This window comes from Pseudomonas sp. B14-6, assembly GCF_013260315.1.
Taxonomy (GTDB): Bacteria; Pseudomonadota; Gammaproteobacteria; order Pseudomonadales; family Pseudomonadaceae; genus Aquipseudomonas; species Aquipseudomonas mandelii.
Genome location: NZ_CP053929.1, coordinates 1,573,341 through 1,595,008, shown reverse-complemented (window position 1 = coordinate 1,595,008; position 21,668 = coordinate 1,573,341). Strand labels below are relative to the sequence as shown.

Here is a 21,668-nt window from a genome sequence, read left to right as displayed (position 1 = left end):
TTACTTCAAACAACTGGGCATCGTGCGGGCGCAGACGTTTGCCGATCTGCTCGACCTGCCGTTCGCGTTGGCCAGCCGACGCACGATGGTGGGTAACCGGGTGGCGATTCTGACCTCGACCGGCGGTGCCGGCACGCTGATCGCCGATGCCTTGGGTGCCAATGGTTTCGACACCCCGCCGCCGGGTGAGGCCACGGCCGCACGTTTGCGCGATCTGGATATCGGCGACCAGGCGGTGCTCGATCGCAACCCTATCGACCTGACGCTGGCCGGCCTGCAGCCGCAGATCATGCAAGAGGCCATGCGCATCCTGCTGGAAAGCGCGGACTACGACGCGGTCATCAGTGTAGTGGGCTCATCCGGCGTCGCGCGCCCAACGCTGATGGCCGACGCGATCCGTAATAGCCAGCGCGACAGCAGCAAGCCCGTACTCGCCTATGTCAGCCCGCACGCGCCGCAAGCCTTGCTGCGCATCAACAGCAACCAGGGCGTCGCCTTTACTGCGCCTGAGGCCTGCGCGAGTGCGTTGCTGGCGATGAAAGCCAAAGCCTACGTTGCTCAAGATACGCATGCGCAATCGAGCAGCCAGCATATGACGGCCGAGGAAGTTCAGCAGTTACCGAGCGGAACCCTTGATGAACAGCAAAGCAAAGCCCTGTTTACCCGTTTCGGTGTGCCCGTCACCCGCGAGCAGGCGGTCGGGGATGCCGGCCAGGCAATCGAGGCCGCCCGCATGCTCGGACCGAAGGTGGTGCTCAAGGTGCTCTCCGAGCGCATCACCCACAAGACCGAAGTCGGCGGCGTTGCGCTCGGCCTGACCGAACACAGCATTGGCCAAGCGTTGGACGACATGCGCAGCGTGGTCGCGGGCAAGGTCGGGTTCGTGCCCGAGCGCTTTCTTGTCCAGGAGATGGTCAGTGGTGGCCACGAGCTGATTCTGGGCTTCCATCGTGACCCGCAACTGGGGCCTGCGCTGCTGCTGGGCATGGGCGGTGTCAGCGCCGAACTGCTGCGGGATACCAGCATGCGGCTGCTCCCGATCACGCGCAAAGACGCGGACGCGATGCTCCGGGAGTTGAAAACCTTTGCGTTGCTCGATGGTTATCGCGGCGCGCCCAAGGCCGATATCAACGCGCTGATCGATTGCATTGTCGCGTTCGCCGACATGGCCACCACCCTGGGCACAAAGCTCGACGAGGCAGAGATCAACCCGTTGCGGGTTTTTGCCGAAGGGCAGGGCGTGAGGGCGGTGGATGGCCTGACACTGCTGGCCTGAGGTGCCACCTGTTCCACTGTGTGGAATAGGTGGATTGACCCCCACACCCTCGGTTTCATAATCAAGACAGCTTCATCAACGACTCATAAAAACAAGTAGGTCGCTATGAACGTATTTAATTGCACATCAAATCAACGGCTCCCTCTGGGTAACGTCCATTTTCAGAGCGGGAGCCCATCATGCCTGTCGCATTGAAATCCATCACCCAGCCCAAAGGCGCTGAACGCGACGAGCAGGCTTCATCGCTCATTCAGTTTATCGGCGTCTCCAAATCCTTCACCGTCAAGGGTGTCGCCAAGCAGGCCTCCCATAGCATCAACCTGTCGATCAAAAAGGGCGAAGTGGTCACCGTGGTCGGGCCGTCGGGATGCGGCAAGTCCACCCTGCTGAACATGGTCGCGGGGCTGTTTGCGCCCACTGAAGGGCAGGTGGTCTACAACGGCAAGGCCGTTTGCGGGGTCAATGGCCGTACCGGCTACATGACCCAGAGTGACCACTTGCTGCCCTGGCGTGATGTGGTCGGCAACATTGCCGTGCCGTTGGAAATCCAGGGCATGGCCAAGGCCGAACGGCGCGTGCGCATTCAGGAACTGATTCAACTGGTGGGCCTTGAAGGCTTTGAAAAGTCCTATCCCAGCCAGCTCTCCGGCGGCATGCGTAAACGTGCGGCCCTGGCTCGGCTGCTGGCTTATGACCCCGAAACCTTGCTGATGGACGAGCCCTTCGCGGCGCTGGATGCGCAACTGCGGATGCGCATGCAAACCGAATTGATCCGCCTCAGTCGCCGGTTGAACAAGACAGTGATCTTCGTCACCCACGATTTGGATGAAGCCGTGGCACTCGGCGACCGTTGCCTGATCTTCGCCGGCCGCCCCGGCACCATCGTCAAGGATGTACAGATTCCCCTGGGCGAGGAACGCAACATTTTGCAGTTGCGCAAGGACCCCCGCTATCACCAGCTCTGCGGTGACTTGTGGGATTTCATGACCCCGTCTTTGAACGATGCAGCAAAGGATAACCGAGCATGAATATTTTCCTTGGACGCCTGGCGATTTTCATCGTGATTTTCGGTACCTGGCAACTGTCATCGGGGCCGTTGATCGATCCCTTTTTCGTTAGCTCACCCAGTGAGATCGCCGGCAAGTTCTACGAGCTGGTCATCAGTGGCAGGCTGTTTTCTCATGGCGGGATAACCGTGGTGGAGACGCTCGCAGGCTTCGTGCTCGGGGCGACCGTCGGGATTGCGGTGGGGCTGCTGTTGGGCCGAAACGAATTGCTGGCCAAGCTGCTCGATCCGATCCTGATCTCGATCTACAGCCTGCCGAAAGTGGCCCTGGCTCCGCTGTTCATCATGTGGTTCGGCATCGGCATCGAGATGAAGATCATCCTGACCGCCACCATTGTGTTCTTCCTGGTGTTCCTCAACACCTACAGCGGCGTGCGTGCGGTTGACCGCGAGCAGCTGGAGATCCTGCGCTTGATGGGTGCCCGCGAACACCACCTGATCACCAAAGTGGTATTCCCCTCGGCCATCCAATGGGTGTTCACCGGCCTCAAGCTTTCGGTGCCCTACGCCCTGATCGGCGCCATCGTCGGCGAAATCATGGCCTCCAATCGTGGGCTCGGCTACCTGCTGCAGGATGCCGCCGGGCAGTTGGACACCGCCGGTGTGTTCGCTGCACTGGTCGCGATTATCGCCCTGGCGCTGCTGCTGCAAGCGGTCGTGCGGATGGTTGAAACCCGTCTGATGCCGTGGAAAAAAGACCTGGGTGATCGTGAAGCTTCGGTTTGACCTGTTCATAACGCACAAGAAAATACAGGTGTACGCATGTCTATTAAAACGCTGATTGCAAAGTTGGGTCTGGTCGCTTCGCTGGTGGCCGCAAGCGCTGGCGCCTATGCGCAGGACATCAAGGTTGCCCTGGGCACCGACGGCTTCGTGCACATGCCACTGTTCGTGGCGGTGGATGGCGGCTATTTCAAGAAACAGGGGATGAATGTCGAACTGATTAAGTTCAAGGGCGGCGGCGCCGCGACCTCGGGCCTGGCCAGTCGAACCGTCGAGTTCTGTTCGTGCGCGATCCAGAATTCGATCAATGCGAAATTGAAGGGCGCCGACCTGACCTTGCTGGGGCGACTGGTCGGGCAGTATGCGAGCAATGTGGTCATCAGCCAGAAGAAAGCTGACCAGCTCGGTCTGACCGCGCAAACCCCTATGGAAGAGCGCTTGAAGGCGATGAAGGGCTTGAAGATTGCCGTCAGCGGTTCGGGTGGCAGTGCCGACTTCCTGGTGCGCTTCCTCGGTGAAAAAGGTGGTCTTTCGGCAGAGAAAGACTTCACCTTGCTCTACCTCAACAGCGCCAGTGCCAGTGCCATTCTGACCGCGTTCTCCCAAGGACGTATCGATGGCTTTGCCTTGTCCTCGCCAACTTCGGACAGCGCGATTATCGAGCACAAAGGTTTCACACTGTTGGACATGGCCGACGGGCAGGTCAAGGAACTCGATGGCTATCCTTCGATCGCCTTGAGCGCACGCAAACAGTGGGCTGATGAAAACCCGCAAACCGTGAAGCAATTCCTCGACGGCCTGGCACAAGCGACAAAACTGATCAACGAAAACCCTGAGCAAGCGATGAAGCTGGTGCGCGCCCGTTTTGAAGGTACGCCGGATAACGTCTATGCGGCGGCTTGGAAATCCAACAAGCACTCGTTCCCGCAAACGCCCTACTTGAGCGAAGAAGATGTGGCTCGGGCCATCGTGTTTCTCGGCAAGATTCAGGGCCAATCGATTCCCGGCAAGGCCAGCGACTACATGACCTCCATGCGCTGATCCCCCCCTCTCAACACTGATGCAGGTGCCGGTCCACCGATCTCGACTGAGTTCGGTGTGGCCGAGTACGGCCCGGAATTGCTCATGAATAATAAGAAAACAGCTGCATCCTGGGGCGTCATCGTCATCGTCATCGTCATCGTCATCGTCGCCGTCGGGCCATGGCTTGCCAACGCTCAGGCCACGGATTTCCTGGCGGATGCCAAAGTCGACCTGGAGATGCGCAACTTCTACATGAACCGCGATTTTCGCGACGGCAGCGGCCAATCAAAACGCGATGAATGGGCCCAAGGCTTCATTCTTCGTGCACAGTCGGGCTACACCCCCGGATTTGTCGGCTTCGGCCTGGACGCTATCGCCATGGTCGGCCTGAAACTCGACTCCAGCCCGGACCGCACCGGTACCGGCTTGCTGCCGGTTCACGATGACGGCAGGGCGCCCGATGAATATTCCAAGGCCGGCTTGACGGCAAAAATGCGCATGTCCAAAACCGAGTTGAAGGTGGGTACCTTGATGCCCAAGCTGCCTACCTTGCAATCGAACTTCGGGCGTTTGCTCCCGCAGACCTTCCGCGGCGGCATGCTCGAATCCCGCGAGTGGGGCGGCCTGGAACTGATTGGCGGGCACCTTGATCAAGTCACTGACCGCGATGTCACTGGTGCGCAAGGGCTGGCCATCAATAACAAGAATCGACGATTCAGGGGCCCGCTGGATGGCGGCAACTTTGAGCTGGCGGGCGCCGCCTATCGTTGGAAGACCGTGCAGCTGACCTACCAGGTCGGTCGCCTGGAAGATGTCTACCAGCAGCATTTCCTGGGGCTCACCAGCGCCCACGAGGTCGGCGGGGGCAAGTTCAAGTCGGACTTGCGGCTGTTCATCAGCGACGATCAGGGACAGGCACGCGCCGGGCAGGTGGACAACCGCGCGTTCAGCGCAATGACCACCTACGAATGGCGTGGCAACGCGTTCAGCCTGGGTTATCAGGCCATGAGTGGAGATTCGGCCTTTCCCTACGTCGAGGGCACCGACCCGTATCTGGTCAACTTCGTGCAGGTGGGCGACTTCGCCGAGAAGGGCGAGCGTTCCTGGCAACTCCGGTATGCCCGTGACCTCGCGACATGGGGCCTGCCGGGGCTGACCTTCATGACTCGCTATATCAAGGGCACGGATGCAGAAGTGCTGGCCACCGATTCAGGCCGCGAGCGCGAGCTGGATATCGAATTGCAGTATCGGGTTCAGAGCGGACCGCTCAAGGCCCTGGACATACGCTTGCGCAACGCCGCTTACCGCTCGGACTTCTCCCGCAATGCCAACGACACGCGGGTGATCCTCAGCTATCCCATTTCCTTCCTGTGACTCGGGTAACCCTCATGGATTCCTTGGTAAGTCTGAAAACAGATGACGGCATCGGTGTCATCACCATCAACAACCCGCCCGTGAATGCCTTGTCCCAGGGCGTGCGGCAACAACTGTCAGCCTGTCTGGCGCAGGCGCAGGCCGACCCCGCTGCGCAGGCCATTGTCATCACCTGCCAGGGCAAGACGTTTGTGGCCGGCGCCGACCTCAAGGAGTTCGACCAGCCGTTGATGGAACCGCACCTGCCGGACGTTCTGAACGCTATCGAAAACAGCCAGAAACCGGTGATCGCCGCTCTGCATGGCTCGGTGCTCGGTGGTGGCCTGGAGCTGGCGCTGGCGTGTCATTTGCGCATCGCCGATGAACACACCGTGCTGGGCCTTCCTGAGGTCAGTCTGGGCCTGATACCTGGCGCGGGCGGCACGCAGCGCCTGGTTCGCCTGTGCGGCGCGCTGGTTGCCGTTGACGTGGTAATTGCCGGGCAGCGGCTGACGGCGGCGCAAGCGCAGGCCGTCGGGCTGGTGGACCACTGCGTGACCACCGACCTGCAAAGTGCGGCGATCGAGCACGCCATGCGCTTCCTCCTCACCGAGCCATTCTGGCGGCGCACGCGGGATCGATTGATACCTGCCCACGACGCTACTGAATTCAATGCGAAGGTGGCAGGGGTGATGAAAAGACTGGCTGGGCAACAAGCCCCCCAGGCCGCTCTTGAAGCGATCAATGCAGCCCTGACCGAATCGTTTGACGACGGCATGGCGTTGGAGCGTTCGCTGTTTATCGGACGGCGGCAATCCGCCCAGGCCAAGGCTTTGCGGCATCTGTTTTTCGCCGAGCGGGCCCTGGCCGGCCGTACACGCAAGCTCGCCATCAATGGCCAGGCGCACGCGATTCAAAAGGTCGCGGTGATCGGTTCGGGCACCATGGGCGCCGGGATTGCCATTTGCGTGGCCAACGCAGGTTTCGCTGTGAGCCTGATCGATGTGCAGGACGCCGCGCTGCAACGCGGCGTAAAGAACATCGACGATTATTACCGGGACGCGTTGCTTAAGGAGCGCATGGATGAACACGCTTGTCAGGAACGCCGGGCGTTGATCCTGCCATCGACTTCAATGGACGCTGTGGCGGACGCCGATCTGGTTATCGAAGCGGTGTTCGAAGACATTGAGGTCAAGCGCGCGGTGTTTCGCCAGCTGGATACCCTGTGCAAGCCGGAGGCGATTCTGGCGACCAACACCTCGTACCTGGACGTCGAGGCCATCGCCGATTGCACACGTCGCCCGCAACAGGTGTTGGGCATGCACTTCTTCAGTCCCGCGCCGGTGATGAAGCTCCTGGAAGTGGTGCGCACCACCCAGACCGACAGGTCGGTCCTGGCTGCGGTGCTGACCTTGGCGCAGCGTCTGGGCAAGGTGGCGGTCACCGTGGGGGTGTGCGACGGCTTCGTGGGTAATCGGCTGTTGGCCGCGAGGGAGCGCGAAGCCATGTTCCTGCTGGAAGAGGGCGCATCAATCGAGGCTGTCGACCGGGTGATGCGTGGTTTTGGCTTCCCCATCGGCCCCTTTGAACTGCGTGATATGGCCGGTGTGGATGTCGCCTGGCGCAACCGCCAGGGGCGTCTGTTGGAGCTGAGCGAGCGTGAGCAACGCTGCGATTGGATCGATAAATTGTATGCGGCAGGACGGCATGGGCAAAAAACCGGGCTTGGGTTTTATTGCTATGCGCCGGGCAGCCGCCAGGCTGTGCCGGATTCATGGCTGGCGCAATTGTTGGAGCAGCATCGCCAGCAATGGAATATTGCGCCCCGTAGCATCTCTGATCAGGAAATCGAAGAACGCTGCCTGTTTGCGATGATCAACGAGGCTGCCTGGTTGCTCGACAACGATATTGTGGAGCACCCTGCTGATATCGATCTGGTATGGGTTCATGGCTACGGCTTCCCGCGTTACAAGGGCGGGTTGACCTACTATGCCGACCAGACAGGGCTCGGTTATGTGGCGAAGGCGCTTAAGCGCTACAACCCCGAGTCGGGCAGGGCGCTCTCGGCGTTCATGACTCACCGCAAGACCTTCCACGCTCATTGACGAGAAAGCCCCGGCCGCTGACCGAGCCCGCCGGGGCCATGTTGAGTCAGACGTCCTTGACCGCGTCGAGGGCCGCATCAGTGTCGGCGCACCTCACGGCAAACCCAAGCCACAAACGGCAATTGTCCGAATGACGTGATGAGTTGTTCGGTAACTATTTTTGTGTGTGAATGGGAATTAGTGTTAATTGCGAATGGTTTTATATAGCATGCTCGCTTGGTTTTTGGCGGTTGCACCCTCTGTATTGGCCTATTTGTTAAGGTTTTCCTCTCCATGCGTCGAACCCTGTTTTCCATTTGTGTACTGCAAGCGTTGTCGTCTTCCTCGTGGGCTGAACAAACGGATGTAGCTCCCTCAACGCTTGAGCTGGACGCAACCGATGTTATCGGTACTGCGAATTACGAGAGGGCGGACGGCCCGGTTCAGGGTTATCGGGCGACGCGCTCGGCCAGCGCCACGCGTACCGACACGTCGATCCATGAAACCCCGCAATCGATCAGTGTGGTCTCGAAGGATGCAGTCGAGGATCTGGGCGCCACCCGTTTGCAGGACGCGCTGGACTATGCCGGGGGCGTGGGGCGGGCGAACAATTTCGGTGGGCAGGGCCTGACCACGTTTACCGTTCGAGGCTTCACCACTGGCGAGTTTTATCGCAACGGTTTTCCGATCAACCGTGGCTATCCGAACATGCCGGATGCCAACACCATCGAGCGACTCGAAGTGCTGCGCGGCCCGGCCACCATGCTCTACGGCCGGGGTGATCCTGGCGGCACCTTCAACGTGGTTTCCAAACAGCCGTTGCCCGAGCGCACCGTCACCCTGGGCAGTCAACTCAACGATCAGGGCATGAAACGCGGCACGCTGGACGCTTCCGGCCCGCTCGACGAAGAAGGGCGCCTGGCCTATCGACTGAACGTAGTGGGCGAGGGCGGCGACACCTTCCGCGATCATGTCGAAACCGAACGCTACGGTATCACTCCGGTGCTGACGTGGCAGGCAACCGATGCGACCAAGCTCATTTTCGAAGGCGACTTCATGCGCAACAACGCGCCTCTGGATCGAGGCGTTACGCGTTACGCCAAACAGATTGGCACCGCCTCCCGCGACAGCTTTTTCGGCGAAAAAGACGTTGGCAAATTGCACAACGACAACAACATGGCTCAATTGCGTTTCGAGCACATGCTCAACGACGACTGGACGCTGGGGGGCGGTTTCCAGTGGCTCGACGGATCGCTCAAGGGCAACGCGGTCGAGGCCAACGGTATTGCCGCTGACGGCCGCACCCTGGGGCGCAACTTCAACTATCGCAAGCTGGAGTGGACCGATAAGGATACCCAACTCAATCTGACCGGCCATTTCGATACCGCTGGTTTGCAGCACACGTTGCTCACCGGTATCGAGTACGAAGATTACGACTACAAGTCGATTATTCAACGCTCCAGCGGTGCGGTCGGCGCGTACCCGATCGACATCTTCGACCCGGTGTACGGCCAGCCGCGTCCGGCGCTGACTCGCACGCCGACTCATGACAAGGAAAACCTCAAGACGTATGCAGCGTTCGTGCAGGATCAGGTGGCATTGACCGACAAATTGAAGGTGCTGGCCGGGGCGCGTTTCGAACGCTTCGAACATGACTACGAAACCTTCGTGCCGGGCGGCAAGAGTTGGCAGGCCAGTGACAACGCGGTGACCCCGCGCATCGGCGTGACCTACGACCTGACCGAGACATTGGCGGTCTATGCCGACACTGCGCGCTCCTTTAAACCCAACACCGGCGCAAGCCGTGAGGGCGGCGGGTTTGCGCCGGAGAAGGGCAAGTCTTACGAAATGGGTATCAAGTGGGAAGCGCTGGATCAGCAGTTGAGTGTTGACGCGGCGGTCTACCAGATCGAAAAACGTAACGTGTTGACCACCGACCCTGTTGATTCGACCTTCAGCGTTGCGGCCGGTGAGGTGCGCAGCCGTGGCTTCGACGTCAATGTTGCCGGCAACCTAACGCCCGAATGGCGCGTGATTGGCGGCTACGCCTATGTCGATGCCGAAGTGACCAAAGACAACGTGCTGCGCTCTGGCACGCGCCTGCTGAACATCCCGAAAAACAGCTTCAGCCTGTTGAATATGTATGAGTTCCAGGATGGCACCCTCAAGGGGTTGGGCTTGGGTACCGGGCTCAAGTACGTCGACGAGCGCGCCGGGCAAACCGCCAACACCGCGTTTTCGATGGGCAGCTACACCGTTGTCGATTTGCTCAGCTTCTACAAGATCAATGACAAGGTGCGGCTCAATCTTGACGTGAAAAACCTGTTTGATCGTGACTATGAAGAAGGCGCATTCGGTAACGTCTATGCCTATCCGGGCGCGCCGCGAACAGTACAAGTTGGCATTTCCTACACCTTGTAGCGTGCAGTGCTGGTGCACGCCGAGTCTTCCGCGGTAACGCGGGAGGTGAGGCGATGTGCACCAGCGGTAGATTTCGTTCCGCCCGCATAGACGACAACTGCAGGTTAAGGCGTTTTAGGCCGTGCGCAAATTTGGAGCTGGATTCAATGGTGCTTGGGCAAGGTTGCGGAAACTGACGAAAAGATGCGGATATGGTCCAGAGAGGAAGGAGCAAAATTCCCAAACCCCAGAAACGACAAAGCCCTGAATAATCAGGGCTTTGTTGTATAAAGATGGCGGAGGCGATGGGATTCGAACTCATGGACCTGTTACAGTCGACGGTTTTCAAGACCGTTGCCTTAAACCACTCGGCCACACCTCCGTTTGCGTTGCGGGCGCCATAATACCTGAATGAAACACACTGTCAAACTCTCTGCATGGCTTGTTACAGAGCGTCTGTTATGATCTTTGCGACTGAACGTTTCAAACCAACAGGAGTGTCGCCATGCGCGAACAGGATTACGCAGTTAATAACAGCGTGCAGGTTGAGCAGCTAGAGGTTAGCCGCGTCCTGCGCAACACATACGGCTTGCTCGCTCTCACCCTCGCATTCAGCGGCGTGATGGCGTTCGTTGCTCAGCAGATGCGTGTCGGCTACCCGAATATTTTTGTGGTGCTGATCGGCTTTTACGGGCTTTTCTTCCTCACCAACAAACTCCGTGACTCGGCCTGGGGCCTGGTGTCGGCATTTGCCCTGACTGGTTTCATGGGTTTTCTGCTTGGCCCGATCCTCAACCGCTACCTGGGCATGCAGGGCGGCGCTGAAGTTGTCAGTTCGGCATTCGCGATGACGGCGCTGGTGTTCGGTGGTCTGTCGGCTTACGTGCTGATCACCCGCAAGGACATGAGTTTCCTTGGTGGTTTCATCACCGCAGGCTTCTTTGTACTGCTGGGTGCGACGCTGGCGAGCTTCTTCTTCCAGATCAGCGGTCTGCAACTGGCGATCAGCGCAGGTTTCGTGCTGTTCTCCTCGGTCTGCATTCTATTCCAGACCAGCGCCATCATTCACGGCGGCGAGCGTAACTACATCATGGCGACCATCAGCCTGTATGTATCGATCTACAACCTGTTCGTCAGCTTGTTGCAGCTGTTCGGCATCATGAGCCGCGATGATTAATCGCAGGCTCTAAGTAAAAAACCCGCTCAGGCGGGTTTTTTATCGCCCGGAATTCGGGCTCATTCCGTGATGATAATGCTGCCATCGGCCTGCTGGCGGTAGATGGTATAGGGCAGGAGCAACGTATCGAGGGCGCCGGAAATGACTGCGTCGATAAGGACAATGGCCGGAGCACTGTCATGCACCTGTGCATCCCGTCCTTTTTGCAGGGGAGCATAGAGCATGCAGAAATCGTAAGTCACGCCGCTGTAGATACGGGGAACAGCACCGCAGTAACTTTTGTACTCCTTGAGACTCTTCGAAGCCACTTCATCCCCGCGCACAACTGTTTGAACCGTGCCGCAGCCGGCGAGCAACAACGTCGCGAGTAAAACCACCTGAATTTTCATACCGCCAATCCTTAGCCGGAAAGCGGTCAATTTACGCGTTTCCAATCAAAACCGCACTCACGCCATCGGTGGCAAGCGGCGTTTGACCGGGGTCTTCTTGACGATGGCGGTGTTGGTCTCCGCGTGGGTGTTGAGGCGATCGAGCAGGGTGTCCAGTTGCTCCATCGAGCGCACATGCAAGCGGGCGATGAAGCAGTCATCGCCGGTGACTTTGTCGCACTCGGTGAATTCCGGGATGGCCTGAATCTGCCGTTCGACTTCCTGCAACTGGCCCGGCAACGGGCGGATCCGCACGATGGCCTGGAGTTGATAACCAAAGCACTTGGGATCGATTTCGACGGTGTAACCTTTAAGCACACCACGCTCTTCGAGTCGCCGCAAACGCTCGGCAACGCTGGGCGAGGACAGGCCGCTGATCTGCGCCAGCGCCTTGAGCGAGCGGCGTGAATCTTCCATTAATGCGGTGATGAGCACTTGGTCGATGTCGTCGATCATGGCAAATCCCCTGTTAGGCCGTTGACTGAATACGCCTTGATAAAAAAGGCAGAAACCGAGTTTAGCCTGCTTTTTGCGCTGGAGATGCCCTTGGACGGATTGGCATAATTTGGCCTCAATCACAGGAGTCTGATGATGGACAAAAACATACGTCGCGGTTCATTCGAAATGACCGCCGCCATGCTGATTTCCGGGACCATCGGTTGGTTCGTGCTGGTGTCCGGGCAGCCCGTGCTGGACGTGGTGTTCTGGCGGTGCGTGTTCGGCGCCGGCACGCTGTTGTTGATCTGCGCGGCATTCGGCTTCCTGCGTCCGGGCATTCTGACCCGCACCACCTTCCTGCTGGCAGTGCTCAGCGGGGTCGCGATTGTCGGCAACTGGGTGTTGTTGTTCGCCTCTTATTCCCGTGCCTCAATTGCCATCGGCACGGCGGTTTATAACGTTCAACCGTTCATGCTGGTCGGGTTGGCGGCGTTGTTTCTGGGCGAGAAGATCACCCTGCAAAAACTGTTCTGGCTGGGCATTTCGTTTCTCGGGATGCTGGCCATTGTCAGCGCTCATGGCGAGCAGGGCGCAGGTGGCAACGATTACCTGATGGGCATCGGTCTGGCCTTGGGGCGGCGTTTCTGTATGCGATTGCAGCCCTGATTATCAAACACCTGACCGGCACGCCACCGCATTTGATTGCCCTGATCCAGGTCAGCACCGGGGTGCTGCTGCTCGCGCCATTTGCGCACTTTTCAGCGTTGCCGCAAGCACCCAGCGCCTGGGCCAGCCTGGTGACGCTGGGCATCGTCCACACTGGCGTGATGTATGTGCTGCTGTACGGCGCGATTCAAAAACTGCCGACGGCATTGACCGGGGCGTTGTCTTTCATTTACCCGATTGCGGCGATTTTCGTTGACTGGTTTGCCTTCGGTCATCGCCTCGAACCGCTACAGTGGGTCGGTGTTGCCGCGATTCTGCTGGCTGCCGCAGGCATGCAGCAGGGCTGGGGCTTGAAGTCTCGTCGGGCGGTCACACAATAAGACGGGCGTCAGATGTTCCAGCGCGGCGCGGTCTTCGCCAGTCGTTGGCGCATCTCGCCGATGTTCGAAGCGAACTGGCGTATCAATAATTGATGGCCGTCCAGCGGGTTGTAGACCGGTGCTTCAAGACTTGAATCAACCGGCAAATCGATGGGGCGACTGAGTCGCTGCGATGCGCCGGTTTTCAGCGCCCGGGCCATGCCGATCAGCTGCACGCGAATCTGCCGGTGTTCGGCTTTGAAACTCGATTGCAGATGCGCCATGGCGTCGCGATCCTTGGAGTCCGGCCGGGTGTTACCAAGGATTTCCAAGGTGCTGACGCACATTCGCAAATGACGCTGAATCGCATCGAGTTCGGTCATGGAAATCTTCACTTCCTTGGACACCGACGGCATCAGCGAACGCAATTGCACCATCGACGCGTTCAGGCGATTCATCAGCTTCAGGTGTTCGTCATCCGAGACGGACTGACCATCAATAATGCGTCCATAAATCGTCGCACAATCGCGCAGCGAGCTGGCCAGGTTGTAGCGCCAGGAAAAAACCGCATACGACGGCAGGGCGAAAGAAAAGGCCAGTGCCAGGGCCACGCCAATCAGAATGTCCACTGCGCGCCACAGTCCGTCGGAGATTAGGTTGTCGCCATGCCCGGCGACAATAAACACCGTGATCCCCGCCAGCAGCGCGGTGTAACCGCCCTTGCCGATGGCGTGATACGAGAAAAACCCGCACACCGCCGACATCACAAAATAGGTCAGCCAAGGCATCCCGAGCCAGGCCTGTTGCGCCACCAGCAGCAGGCCGATAGCGGCGCCGATCAACGTACCGATGGCACGCTCGGCGGCTTTTTTGCCGATGTTGCCGTGGTGCTGCAAACCGCCGATCACCACCAGCATCGTTACCGACGCCCACTCACCGTGGGGCAGGTTGATGCCGGTGGTCAGCATGATCGATGCCAACAAGCCGAGCGACACGCGGACCGCATGGATCAGCTTGGCGTAGCGATAGCGCCGATACGGGTCCAGCAACGGACGCAGTAACCGGCGCAGCAGCGGTGGCAGTCGATGGGCTCTGAACGTGTTCAGGCTCGGTGTCCTCAGAAGATGTAATCGGTGGTCAGGAAGCTCGAACTGCGTCCGCTGATGATCTCGCTGATGAGTTCCTTGTTGGTTTCCTGGAACTTGGTCGCGACCAGCGTCCTGATCGAAAATACCCGCAGCGCATCATGCACCGACAATGTGCCTTCGGCGGAGTTCTTGCGGCCGTTGAATGGGTAGGTGTCCGGGCCGCGCTGGCACTGGGCGTTGAGGTTGATCCGGCCGACCTGGTTGGCAAAGGTGTCCACCAGCCGACCGACCGCCACCGGGTTGGTGCCGAAGATACTCAACTGTTGGCCGAAGTCCGATTCCAGGACGTAGTCGATCACCGTATCGAGATGCCGGTAAGGCACGATCGGCACCACCGGGCCGAATTGTTCTTCCTGGTAGACGCGCATCTGCGGCGTCACCGGGAACAGCACCGCCGGGTAGAAGAACGACGCGCGCGCTTCACCGCCATTTGGATTGACTACGGTGGCGCCTTTGCTGACTGCATCCGCGACCAGCGAGTGCAGGTAATCGACCTTACTCGCTTCCGGCAGCGGCGTCAGCGCAACACCACTTTCCCATGGCATACCCGGTTTCAGAGTGGCCAGTTTGGCGTTGAATTTCTCGATGAACGACTCGACCACGTCTTCATGGACGAAAAGGATTTTCAGGGCGGTGCAACGCTGACCGTTGAACGACAGTGAGCCGGTCACCGCTTCGTTGACGGCGTTGTCCAGATCAACCTCCGGCAACACGATGCCCGGGTTCTTCGCGTCCAGGCCCAGTGCCGCGCGCAAGCGGTGAGGTTTGGGGTGGAGTTTTTTCAGGTCGCTGGCGGCTTTATTGGTGCCGATAAACGCAAAGATATCGATCTTGCCGCTGGCCATCAGTGCGCTGACGGTCTCGCGGCCGCTGCCGTAGATCACATTGATCACCCCGGCCGGGAAACTGTCGCGAAAGGCTTCCAGCAGCGGCCGAATCAAAAGCACACCCAGCTTGGCCGGTTTGAACACCACAGTGTTGCCCATGATCAGCGCCGGAATCAGCGTGGTGAAGGTTTCGTTCAGCGGGTAGTTGTAAGGCCCCATGCACAAGGCGACGCCCATCGGTACGCGGCGAATCTGCCCCAGGGTGTCCTGTTCCAGCTCGAAGCGGCTGGAGCGACGGTCGAGTTCCTTGAGGGCATTGATGGTGTCGACGATGTAATCGCAGGTGCGGTCGAACTCTTTTTCCGAGTCCTTGAGGTTCTTGCCGATCTCCCACATCAGCAGCTTGACCACCGCCTCACGCTGTTCGCGCATGCGACCCAGAAACGTTTCGACGTGCTGGATGCGTTCAGCCACGCGCATGGTCGGCCACAAACCCTGGCCCCGGTCATAGGCGCGGACGGCGGCGTCGAGCGCGGTCAATGCGGTTTCTGCATCGAGCAGCGGCGTGCTGCCGAGGATCACTTGTTCATCGCCATTTTCGCCGGTCAGGTACACCGGGCTGCGGACTTGGGCGAGGGGGCCGGACCAGGTTTTCAGTTCGCCGTCGACCAGGTATTCACGCTGCTCGGTCTGACCGTCGAGGCGGTATTTTTCCGGGATGTCGCTTGAGTCGGGAAACAGGTTGCCAAGGATATGTGCTGTGGTCATGTCGCTACCCCGTCTGGATTGGGTGATGAACTGATGAATCGTTTTAGCAGACCTCGGCCTCGCTTGTCATGACTCATCTCATCGTTCGGCGGTTCAGGGTTTTCGATCGTGGGATGGCCGGCACCGTCGGTCCTGGTCCCAGATGCCCCTCTGGTTGGCCCCCAGAGGGGGACCCCACGAGAGGACGACCATGTGGGCCATTCGAGTCTCTGAAAAGCCTAGCCTTTGTTTGGCGTTGATGGGCGGCGTCTTGCCGGCGCTGCTCGGCGGTGTTAACGATAAGCCCCAGCGCGTTTCGCAATCAGAGCCCAGCGCGATTTCGCCGTGTGGGGAAGGATGCCAAAGCCACACAAACCCTCGTGCTCCGGTTAAACTCCGTGCTCTTTTTCAAGGAGTTCATATGAGTTACTACCAGCCGGGCATTCTCGCCACCCCCGTTCCGCCTCAAGCCCGCCATATGTTCTTCGCCCTCGAATCCGCCGAAGCATTGCCGGCCGCGCTCGACAACTTGATGCAACTGGTGGACGGAAAATCGGCGGTGGTCGGCTTCGGTGAATCCCTGGTCAAGGCGCTGCACGCACAGATCGATGGCCTGCGACCGTTTCCGGCGCTGACCGGCGTTGGCGTCGACAACCCGTCGACCCAACACGCGCTCTGGTGCTGGCTACACGGCGTCGACCGCGGTGAACTGCTCAATCGCAGCAACGCCATCGAAGCCGCGCTGGCACCGGCCCTGCGCCTGGTGCAGATGAACGAAACCTTCCGCCACATGACCGGCCACGACCTGACCGGCTACGAAGACGGCACCGAGAACCCGCACGACGAAGCCGCCGTGGCCGCCGCGTTGTTGGGCGAGGGCGCGGAAGGACTGGTCGGTGGCAGCTTCGCCGCGATCCAGCAGTGGCAGCATGATCTGAAAGGCTTCCACGCGATGCCGTCCCAGGAAAAAGACAACATCATGGGCCGTCGCTTGAGCGATAACGAAGAACTCGATGACGCGCCGATTTCCGCCCACGTCAAACGCACCGCCCAGGAAAGCTTCGCCCCTGAGGCGTTCGTGGTCCGTCGCTCGATGCCGTGGATCGAAGGGGACCGCGCCGGCCTGATGTTTCTGGCGTTCGGTTTTTCCCTCGACGCCTTCGAAGCCCAACTGCGGCGCATGAGCGGACTGGAAGACGGCATTACCGACGGTTTGTACCGCATCAGCCGCCCGATCACCGGCGGCTACTACTGGTGCCCGCCGCTCAAGGACGGTCATCTGGACCTGCGCGCGTTGCGCATCGGCTAAGGATAAGGAGAGAACATGGACGTAGTGCGCTGGGGCATGATCGGTTGTGGCAGTGTCGCTGAACGCAAGAGCGGGCCGGCCTTTTACAAGGCCCCCGGTTCGGCATTGGTGGCGGTGATGGGGCGGCGGCTGGACGCGGTGACCGACTACGCCGCACGTCACGGCATCGCCCGGGTTTACACCGATGCGCAAGCGCTGATCAATGATCCTGAGGTGGACGCGGTGTACATCGCCACGCCGCCCGACAGTCACCACGCCTATAGCTTGCAGGTCGCCGCAGCCGGCAAACATTGCTGCGTCGAAAAACCGATGTCGCTGAATGCCGGGCAAAGCCGCGAGATGCAAAAGGTCTTTGCCGACGCCGGACTGCACCTGTTCGTTTCCTATTACCGACGTTCGCTGCCGCGCTTTGCGCAAGTGCGGCAGTGGCTGGAGGAGGGGCGGATCGGCGAGGTGCGGCATCTGTCCTGGACGCTGACCAAGGCGCCGTCTCCGAACGATCTGGGTGGCGCCGACAATTGGCGCACCGACCCGCTGATTGCCGGCGGCGGCTACTTCGCCGACCTGGCCAGTCATGGCTTCGATCTGTTTCAGTATTTGCTCGGGATATCGTCGAAGTCGCCGGTTTTACCGCGCGGCAGGCCGGTTTGTATGCCGCCGAAGACGCCGTCAGCGCCAGTTGGCGGTTTGCTTCGGGTGCCCTGGGCATGGGCTGCTGGAATTTCGTCGCCGACCGCCGCGAAGATCAGGTAGAACTGATCGGCAGCCAGGGCCGGATCAGTTTTTCGGTGTTCGATGAGCACCCGGTGCGACTTGAGGCGGATGAAAATCTCAGCCTGCACATCGACCATCACGAGCACATCCAGTGGCATCACGTGCTGGGCATGAACGCGCATATCCGGGGCGAAGCGCAGCATCCGGCGATGGCCGAACACGCGCTGAAAACCGACTGGGTGATGGACCAGATCCTCAAGCGCACCTGAAATTTAAGCTTCAACGCAATCCTGTGGGGGTCAGAAGGATTTGCTCAGGCTTGCTACTACGGTCGCGGTGCAGACATCTCCATAACCCCAATTACTGACGCACTGGTTTTTCGACAGGTCAGTATCGATGTAACTCAAACCCAGCATCACACCGGCCAGTTCGTGGGACAGTTTGACCTCCCATTCGCGATACGAGTCTTCGGCCTGGCCTGACATCGAGTAAAGGTGCGGGTCCTTGAAATCCATGTTGCCGTATCGCAGTTTCAGACCGGTGTCGTAAGGCAACTCGGTTTCGTAGCCCACGTAGCTGTACAGCGAGCTCTGCTTGCTGTCGATGCCTGGCGCATCCGCGGAGTAGTAGGCCGCCAGCTTCACGCCATAAGCGCTGAGGATTGCGTAGGTCTCACCCTGGTTAAACTGACTTTCCCTGGGGTAAGCGTATTTGAGATAGCCAAGGTCCAGGCTGATCGTATCGGTCGCTTGCCAGAGCCAACCGGCGTAGTAATCGACTTCCTGTCGGGTCTTCAGACCGCCGCCGAAATCGACGTTTGAACTCCATGCGCCGAGGTACAGGCCGCTGCTGTGGGCCAGGGTCAAACCGGCCTGCACTGCAGGATCATTCTGGGTTTGCGAAATGCCACGGGTGCGGTAGTCGCTGGCCAGGGTCAGGTCGACCAGTAGGGCGAAATCGTCATTCAAGGGCAGCGCCTGACTGCTCAAGGGAAGAAGGCTCAAGGAGCCGAGGGCGAACAGGGTGAAAGCTTTCATGGGGTGCGTCCCGTTATTGTGATTGTTATGGGCAGATTTTTTACGGCAAGGCTGCGCCGAACCCCGGCGACAAACGCGGGGGGCGGGCAGTGGTTTCAGATGATTTTTCTTAGAGCGTCGGCGCGTAGACTTCGCGACCGGCGAACCAGGTTTGCAGCACCTGGGTGTCATGCAGGGCTTTGTTGTCGACACTGAACACGTCGCGGTCCAGCACGATGAAGTCGGCTTGCTTGCCGGGGCTCAACGAACCGATCTGCTTCTCCAGGCCGATGGTGCGCGCAGCGTTCAGGGTGTAGGCATACAACATCGTTTCGCGATCGATGCGCTCATCGGCGTTCAACACGCCCAGCGGGCCTTCCCGGGAGATGGCCTGGGCCATGGCGTTCCATGGATTGGGAGAAGACACCGCCCAGTCACTGGCGCCGGCGATAGTCGCGCCCTGTTTGAGCAAGGAGTGCGCCGGGTATTGGTAACGGAAAGCCAGCGCACTGACATACGGCTTGATCATGTCCAGGGTGTACTCGTCGGCGCTGGCCCACAGCAGTTGCATCGAGGCGATGACGTTGAGCGGTTTGAACCGCGCGAACTCTTTCGGGTTGACCATTTGCAGGTGGGTGATCGAGTGGGTCACGCCGCTCTGGCGGTCCTTGCGCGCCTGGGCGATGCCGTTCAGCGATTCACGCACTGCGCGGTCGCCGATGGCATGGATGTGCACCAGCCAGCCGCGCTGATCGATGGCACTGACCAATTCGCCAAAGTGCTTCGGATCGATCAGCAGTTCACCCTGTTTGTGCGAGTTGCTGTAAGGATCGATCATCGCCGCGCTCTGCGCCGGGTATTCGATCACGCCGTCGGCAAAGATCTTGACCCCGGGCAAGGTCAGGTTCGGGATGCCCTGGAATTGCTGGCGGACCTTGTCCAGGGTGTCGAGATCGGCCGGCACGCTTTTCGGATTGGCCACCAGCAGTGCAGCGACGTGGGCGCTCATGCCGCCGCTTTCGGCCAGCGCTTTGTACACCGGCAGCACGCCGACGGTGTTCTCCGTGGGCTTGAGCGCGAACACGGGTTCGCCGGGTGCGGCGTTGGCGGCGGGGTCCATCCACGCGGTGATGCCCAGGCTGTTGTTGTAGCGCACGGCGGATTGCGCGGCTTTCAACATGTCGGCGGGGCTCGGCACCGGCATCTTCGAGGCGACGCGATCCCAGCCGGCGTCCACCAGAAAACCGTTGGGGCTGCCATCGGCGAGTTTGCCGATCGTGTCTTTCTCGGCGTCCGGCAATGACTTGAGCAGCGCCGCATCAATCCCGGCGCGTTCGAGCATCACGTTGTTGGCCCACGCGGTGTGGTGATCGCTGCCGGTGAACACCACGGGCACCTTGGCCCACTCGCCAGCGTTGAATTTCTGGCCAAAAGCTTCGGCCTGGGCCCAATAAGCCGAACTCATGCCAGCCACGCCCAACACATCGCCATGCCTGGCCTTGCCGTCATCGCGCCAGGCTTTCAGGCGTTTTTCCAGTTCGTCGAGGTCGACCACCTCGTCTTCCATATTGGCCGAGGTCATTTCCAGACCGCCGAATATGGCGTGGGAATGACTGTCGATCAGGCCGGGCATCAGGGCTTTTCCGCCGAGGTCGACGACTTTGGTGCCCGAAGCGATCAGGGCCTTGATCTGCGCATCGCTGCCCACTTGCAGCACTTTGCCGTCCTGCACCGCCAACGCCTGCACCTTCGGTTGCGCGCGGTCGGCGGTGAAAATCTTGCCATTGAACAGCACCAGATCGGCCGCTGCCATGGCTTCCATCGAGGCAAAACTGATGGCGGCCATCAATAGATTCGGAATGAATCTTTTCATTGAATGTTTCCTTGTTATTGCGTCTGATGGCCAGATTAGTGGCTTGTCACGGCCAGCAGAACGCCTCGCTCACGAAAAACGTTTTTGCCTGAATGGAAAAAGAATGGACAAGTTGGGTGCATTGAAAATGTTCGTGGTCACGGCGCAACTCGGCAGTTTCAGCCGCGCCGCCGAGCAACTGGGCAAGACCCCGTCGGCCTTGACCAAAGCGGTCAATCACCTCGAAGCGGAGCTCGGCGCCCGCTTGTTCGAACGCAGCACCCGACGGATTTTGCTGACCGAATCGGGTCGTCTTTATCTGGAAACCGCGCGCCAGGTGTTGCAGCGGCTGGAGGAGGCCGGCGAGGAAATCGAGCAGTTGCAGCATGGCCTGCGCGGCAACCTGAAAATCACCGCGCCGCTGGCGTATGGGCAGGCTTTTCTCGATCAGGTGTGCGGCGGCTTTCTGGAGCAATACCCGCAGATCAACCTGCAAGTGGACCTGTGCGATGAGTTCGTCAACCTGTTGGAAAGCGGCTACGACCTGGCGTTGCGCGAGGGGCATGACGATTTGCCGGGGTTGATTGCTCGCGTCGTCGGCAGCAATCGGCTGGCGTTATGCGCCAGCCCTGAATATCTGGCGCGCAAGGGGTTGCCGGTCACGCCGGACACCCTCGATGACCACGAATGGCTGCTCTACCGTCATCCGCTGCTCAGCCGCGAGTTCTGGTGGGCCGAGCGCGACGGGCAACGATTGAGCCTGGCGCAACCGCAATCACCACGATTGCGCAGTGACAACTACGACCTGCTGCTGGCCAACGCACTGGCCGGACGCGGTTTGCTGCACACGCCGTTGTGGAGTGCCGCGGCGTACATCGCCGACGGGCGGCTGGTGCGGGTAATGGCCGATTACGACATCGATCCCGACAGTTTTGGCTCGTACATCCTGGCGGTGTACCCCAGTCATCGGCGGGCAACCGCCAAAGTGCTGGCCTTCATCGATTACATCGCAGGGTTTCTGGCGTCGCGTGGCTTGAGCTGACTGGCGGTCCTTGCCAGGAA

16 protein-coding genes, 1 tRNA gene and 2 pseudogenes are annotated in these 21,668 nt (G+C 59.7%); 12 read left to right on the top strand and 7 right to left on the bottom strand.

Translation table 11 applies throughout. The features are described 5' to 3' along the window. The first annotated feature begins 85 nt into the window (after positions 1-85). From HP062_RS31305 to HP062_RS07135, 7 genes are all read left to right on the top strand, one after another. Positions 86-1,276 carry an acetate--CoA ligase family protein gene (locus HP062_RS31305; protein WP_306163360.1) on the top strand — a complete coding sequence of 397 codons (1,191 nt, stop codon included), beginning with the start codon at positions 86-88 and terminating at the stop codon, positions 1,274-1,276. Positions 1,277-1,455: 179 nt separating this feature from the next. Then, complete coding sequence (locus HP062_RS07160) at positions 1,456-2,304, top strand: ABC transporter ATP-binding protein (protein WP_083376550.1); 849 nt, start codon at positions 1,456-1,458, stop codon at positions 2,302-2,304. Next, positions 2,301-3,068, top strand: a complete 768-nt coding sequence (locus HP062_RS07155) for an ABC transporter permease (protein WP_017339233.1) — start codon at positions 2,301-2,303, stop codon at positions 3,066-3,068. The genes HP062_RS07160 and HP062_RS07155 overlap by 4 nt, the downstream gene beginning before the upstream one ends. A gap of 36 nt (positions 3,069-3,104) precedes the next feature. Then, positions 3,105-4,106: an ABC transporter substrate-binding protein gene (locus tag HP062_RS07150; RefSeq protein WP_172791146.1), complete on the top strand. Its 1,002-nt coding sequence runs from the start codon at positions 3,105-3,107 to the stop codon at positions 4,104-4,106. 84 nt (positions 4,107-4,190) lie between these two features. Continuing rightward, positions 4,191-5,462: an OprD family porin gene (locus HP062_RS07145; RefSeq protein ID WP_256666120.1), complete on the top strand. Its 1,272-nt coding sequence runs from the start codon at positions 4,191-4,193 to the stop codon at positions 5,460-5,462. A gap of 14 nt (positions 5,463-5,476) precedes the next feature. Further along, positions 5,477-7,546 (top strand): 3-hydroxyacyl-CoA dehydrogenase NAD-binding domain-containing protein, encoded by a 2,070-nt coding sequence (locus tag HP062_RS07140; RefSeq protein ID WP_172791144.1) that lies wholly within the window; start codon positions 5,477-5,479, stop codon positions 7,544-7,546. A 273-nt stretch (positions 7,547-7,819) separates the two neighbouring features. Continuing rightward, complete coding sequence (locus HP062_RS07135) at positions 7,820-9,946, top strand: TonB-dependent siderophore receptor (protein ID WP_172791143.1); 2,127 nt, start codon at positions 7,820-7,822, stop codon at positions 9,944-9,946. Between the two features lie 273 nt (positions 9,947-10,219). On the opposite strand, the gene HP062_RS07130 is transcribed toward HP062_RS07135, so the two are convergent. Continuing rightward, positions 10,220-10,307, bottom strand: a tRNA-Ser gene (locus HP062_RS07130). Between the two features lie 123 nt (positions 10,308-10,430). Here HP062_RS07130 and HP062_RS07125 point away from each other — a divergent pair. Further along, on the top strand, positions 10,431-11,102 hold the full coding sequence (locus tag HP062_RS07125) for a Bax inhibitor-1/YccA family protein (protein WP_010461027.1): 672 nt from the start codon (positions 10,431-10,433) through the stop codon (positions 11,100-11,102). 59 nt (positions 11,103-11,161) lie between these two features. On the opposite strand, the gene HP062_RS07120 is transcribed toward HP062_RS07125, so the two are convergent. After that, on the bottom strand, positions 11,162-11,491 hold the full coding sequence (locus tag HP062_RS07120; protein WP_010461025.1) for a YceK/YidQ family lipoprotein: 330 nt from the start codon (positions 11,489-11,491) through the stop codon (positions 11,162-11,164). A gap of 57 nt (positions 11,492-11,548) precedes the next feature. After that, positions 11,549-11,986 carry an Lrp/AsnC family transcriptional regulator gene (locus HP062_RS07115; RefSeq protein WP_172791142.1) on the bottom strand — a complete coding sequence of 146 codons (438 nt, stop codon included), beginning with the start codon at positions 11,984-11,986 and terminating at the stop codon, positions 11,549-11,551. A gap of 135 nt (positions 11,987-12,121) precedes the next feature. On the opposite strand from HP062_RS07115, the pseudogene HP062_RS07110 reads away from it, so the two are divergent. Beyond that, positions 12,122-13,014 (top strand): annotated as a pseudogene (locus HP062_RS07110) (DMT family transporter). Between the two features lie 8 nt (positions 13,015-13,022). On the opposite strand, the gene HP062_RS07105 reads toward HP062_RS07110, so the two are convergent. Both HP062_RS07105 and HP062_RS07100 read right to left on the bottom strand, forming a co-directional pair. Beyond that, positions 13,023-14,042 (bottom strand): FUSC family protein, encoded by a 1,020-nt coding sequence (locus HP062_RS07105; protein ID WP_172791141.1) that lies wholly within the window; start codon positions 14,040-14,042, stop codon positions 13,023-13,025. A 68-nt stretch (positions 14,043-14,110) separates the two neighbouring features. Continuing rightward, complete coding sequence (locus HP062_RS07100) at positions 14,111-15,736, bottom strand: NADP-dependent glyceraldehyde-3-phosphate dehydrogenase (RefSeq protein WP_010461018.1); 1,626 nt, start codon at positions 15,734-15,736, stop codon at positions 14,111-14,113. A 400-nt stretch (positions 15,737-16,136) separates the two neighbouring features. Here HP062_RS07100 and HP062_RS07095 point away from each other — a divergent pair, with 400 nt between their 5' ends. Beyond that, positions 16,137-17,024: a Dyp-type peroxidase gene (locus tag HP062_RS07095; RefSeq protein WP_077749693.1), complete on the top strand. Its 888-nt coding sequence runs from the start codon at positions 16,137-16,139 to the stop codon at positions 17,022-17,024. A gap of 15 nt (positions 17,025-17,039) precedes the next feature. Continuing rightward, positions 17,040-18,007, top strand: a pseudogene (locus HP062_RS07090) (Gfo/Idh/MocA family protein). A 30-nt stretch (positions 18,008-18,037) separates the two neighbouring features. Here the strand turns inward: HP062_RS07090 and HP062_RS07085 are convergent. Then, entirely contained in the window at positions 18,038-18,775 is a 738-nt protein-coding gene (locus HP062_RS07085; RefSeq protein ID WP_172791140.1) for a TorF family putative porin, read from the bottom strand. Positions 18,776-18,884: 109 nt separating this feature from the next. Beyond that, on the bottom strand, positions 18,885-20,627 hold the full coding sequence (locus HP062_RS07080) for an amidohydrolase (RefSeq protein ID WP_172791139.1): 1,743 nt from the start codon (positions 20,625-20,627) through the stop codon (positions 18,885-18,887). 103 nt (positions 20,628-20,730) lie between these two features. Between HP062_RS07080 and HP062_RS07075 the strand changes: the two genes are divergently transcribed. Beyond that, positions 20,731-21,648 (top strand): LysR family transcriptional regulator, encoded by a 918-nt coding sequence (locus HP062_RS07075; RefSeq protein ID WP_010461008.1) that lies wholly within the window; start codon positions 20,731-20,733, stop codon positions 21,646-21,648. Positions 21,649-21,668: the final 20 nt, after the last annotated feature.

Bases quoted from the DNA above. Each gene is read 5' to 3' on its own strand.
- HP062_RS31305 (WP_306163360.1), top strand. From the start codon at position 86: ATGGTGGGTAACCGGGTGGCGATTCTGACCTCGACCGGCGGTGCCGGC.
- HP062_RS07160 (WP_083376550.1), top strand. From the start codon at position 1,456: ATGCCTGTCGCATTGAAATCCATCACCCAGCCCAAAGGCGCTGAACGC.
- HP062_RS07155 (WP_017339233.1), top strand. From the start codon at position 2,301: ATGAATATTTTCCTTGGACGCCTGGCGATTTTCATCGTGATTTTCGGT.
- HP062_RS07150 (WP_172791146.1), top strand. From the start codon at position 3,105: ATGTCTATTAAAACGCTGATTGCAAAGTTGGGTCTGGTCGCTTCGCTG.
- HP062_RS07145 (WP_256666120.1), top strand. From the start codon at position 4,191: ATGAATAATAAGAAAACAGCTGCATCCTGGGGCGTCATCGTCATCGTC.
- HP062_RS07140 (WP_172791144.1), top strand. From the start codon at position 5,477: ATGGATTCCTTGGTAAGTCTGAAAACAGATGACGGCATCGGTGTCATC.
- HP062_RS07135 (WP_172791143.1), top strand. From the start codon at position 7,820: ATGCGTCGAACCCTGTTTTCCATTTGTGTACTGCAAGCGTTGTCGTCT.
- HP062_RS07125 (WP_010461027.1), top strand. From the start codon at position 10,431: ATGCGCGAACAGGATTACGCAGTTAATAACAGCGTGCAGGTTGAGCAG.
- HP062_RS07120 (WP_010461025.1), bottom strand. From the start codon at position 11,491: ATGAAAATTCAGGTGGTTTTACTCGCGACGTTGTTGCTCGCCGGCTGC.
- HP062_RS07115 (WP_172791142.1), bottom strand. From the start codon at position 11,986: ATGATCGACGACATCGACCAAGTGCTCATCACCGCATTAATGGAAGAT.
- HP062_RS07100 (WP_010461018.1), bottom strand. From the start codon at position 15,736: ATGACCACAGCACATATCCTTGGCAACCTGTTTCCCGACTCAAGCGAC.
- HP062_RS07095 (WP_077749693.1), top strand. From the start codon at position 16,137: ATGAGTTACTACCAGCCGGGCATTCTCGCCACCCCCGTTCCGCCTCAA.
- HP062_RS07085 (WP_172791140.1), bottom strand. From the start codon at position 18,775: ATGAAAGCTTTCACCCTGTTCGCCCTCGGCTCCTTGAGCCTTCTTCCC.
- HP062_RS07080 (WP_172791139.1), bottom strand. From the start codon at position 20,627: ATGAAAAGATTCATTCCGAATCTATTGATGGCCGCCATCAGTTTTGCC.
- HP062_RS07075 (WP_010461008.1), top strand. From the start codon at position 20,731: ATGGACAAGTTGGGTGCATTGAAAATGTTCGTGGTCACGGCGCAACTC.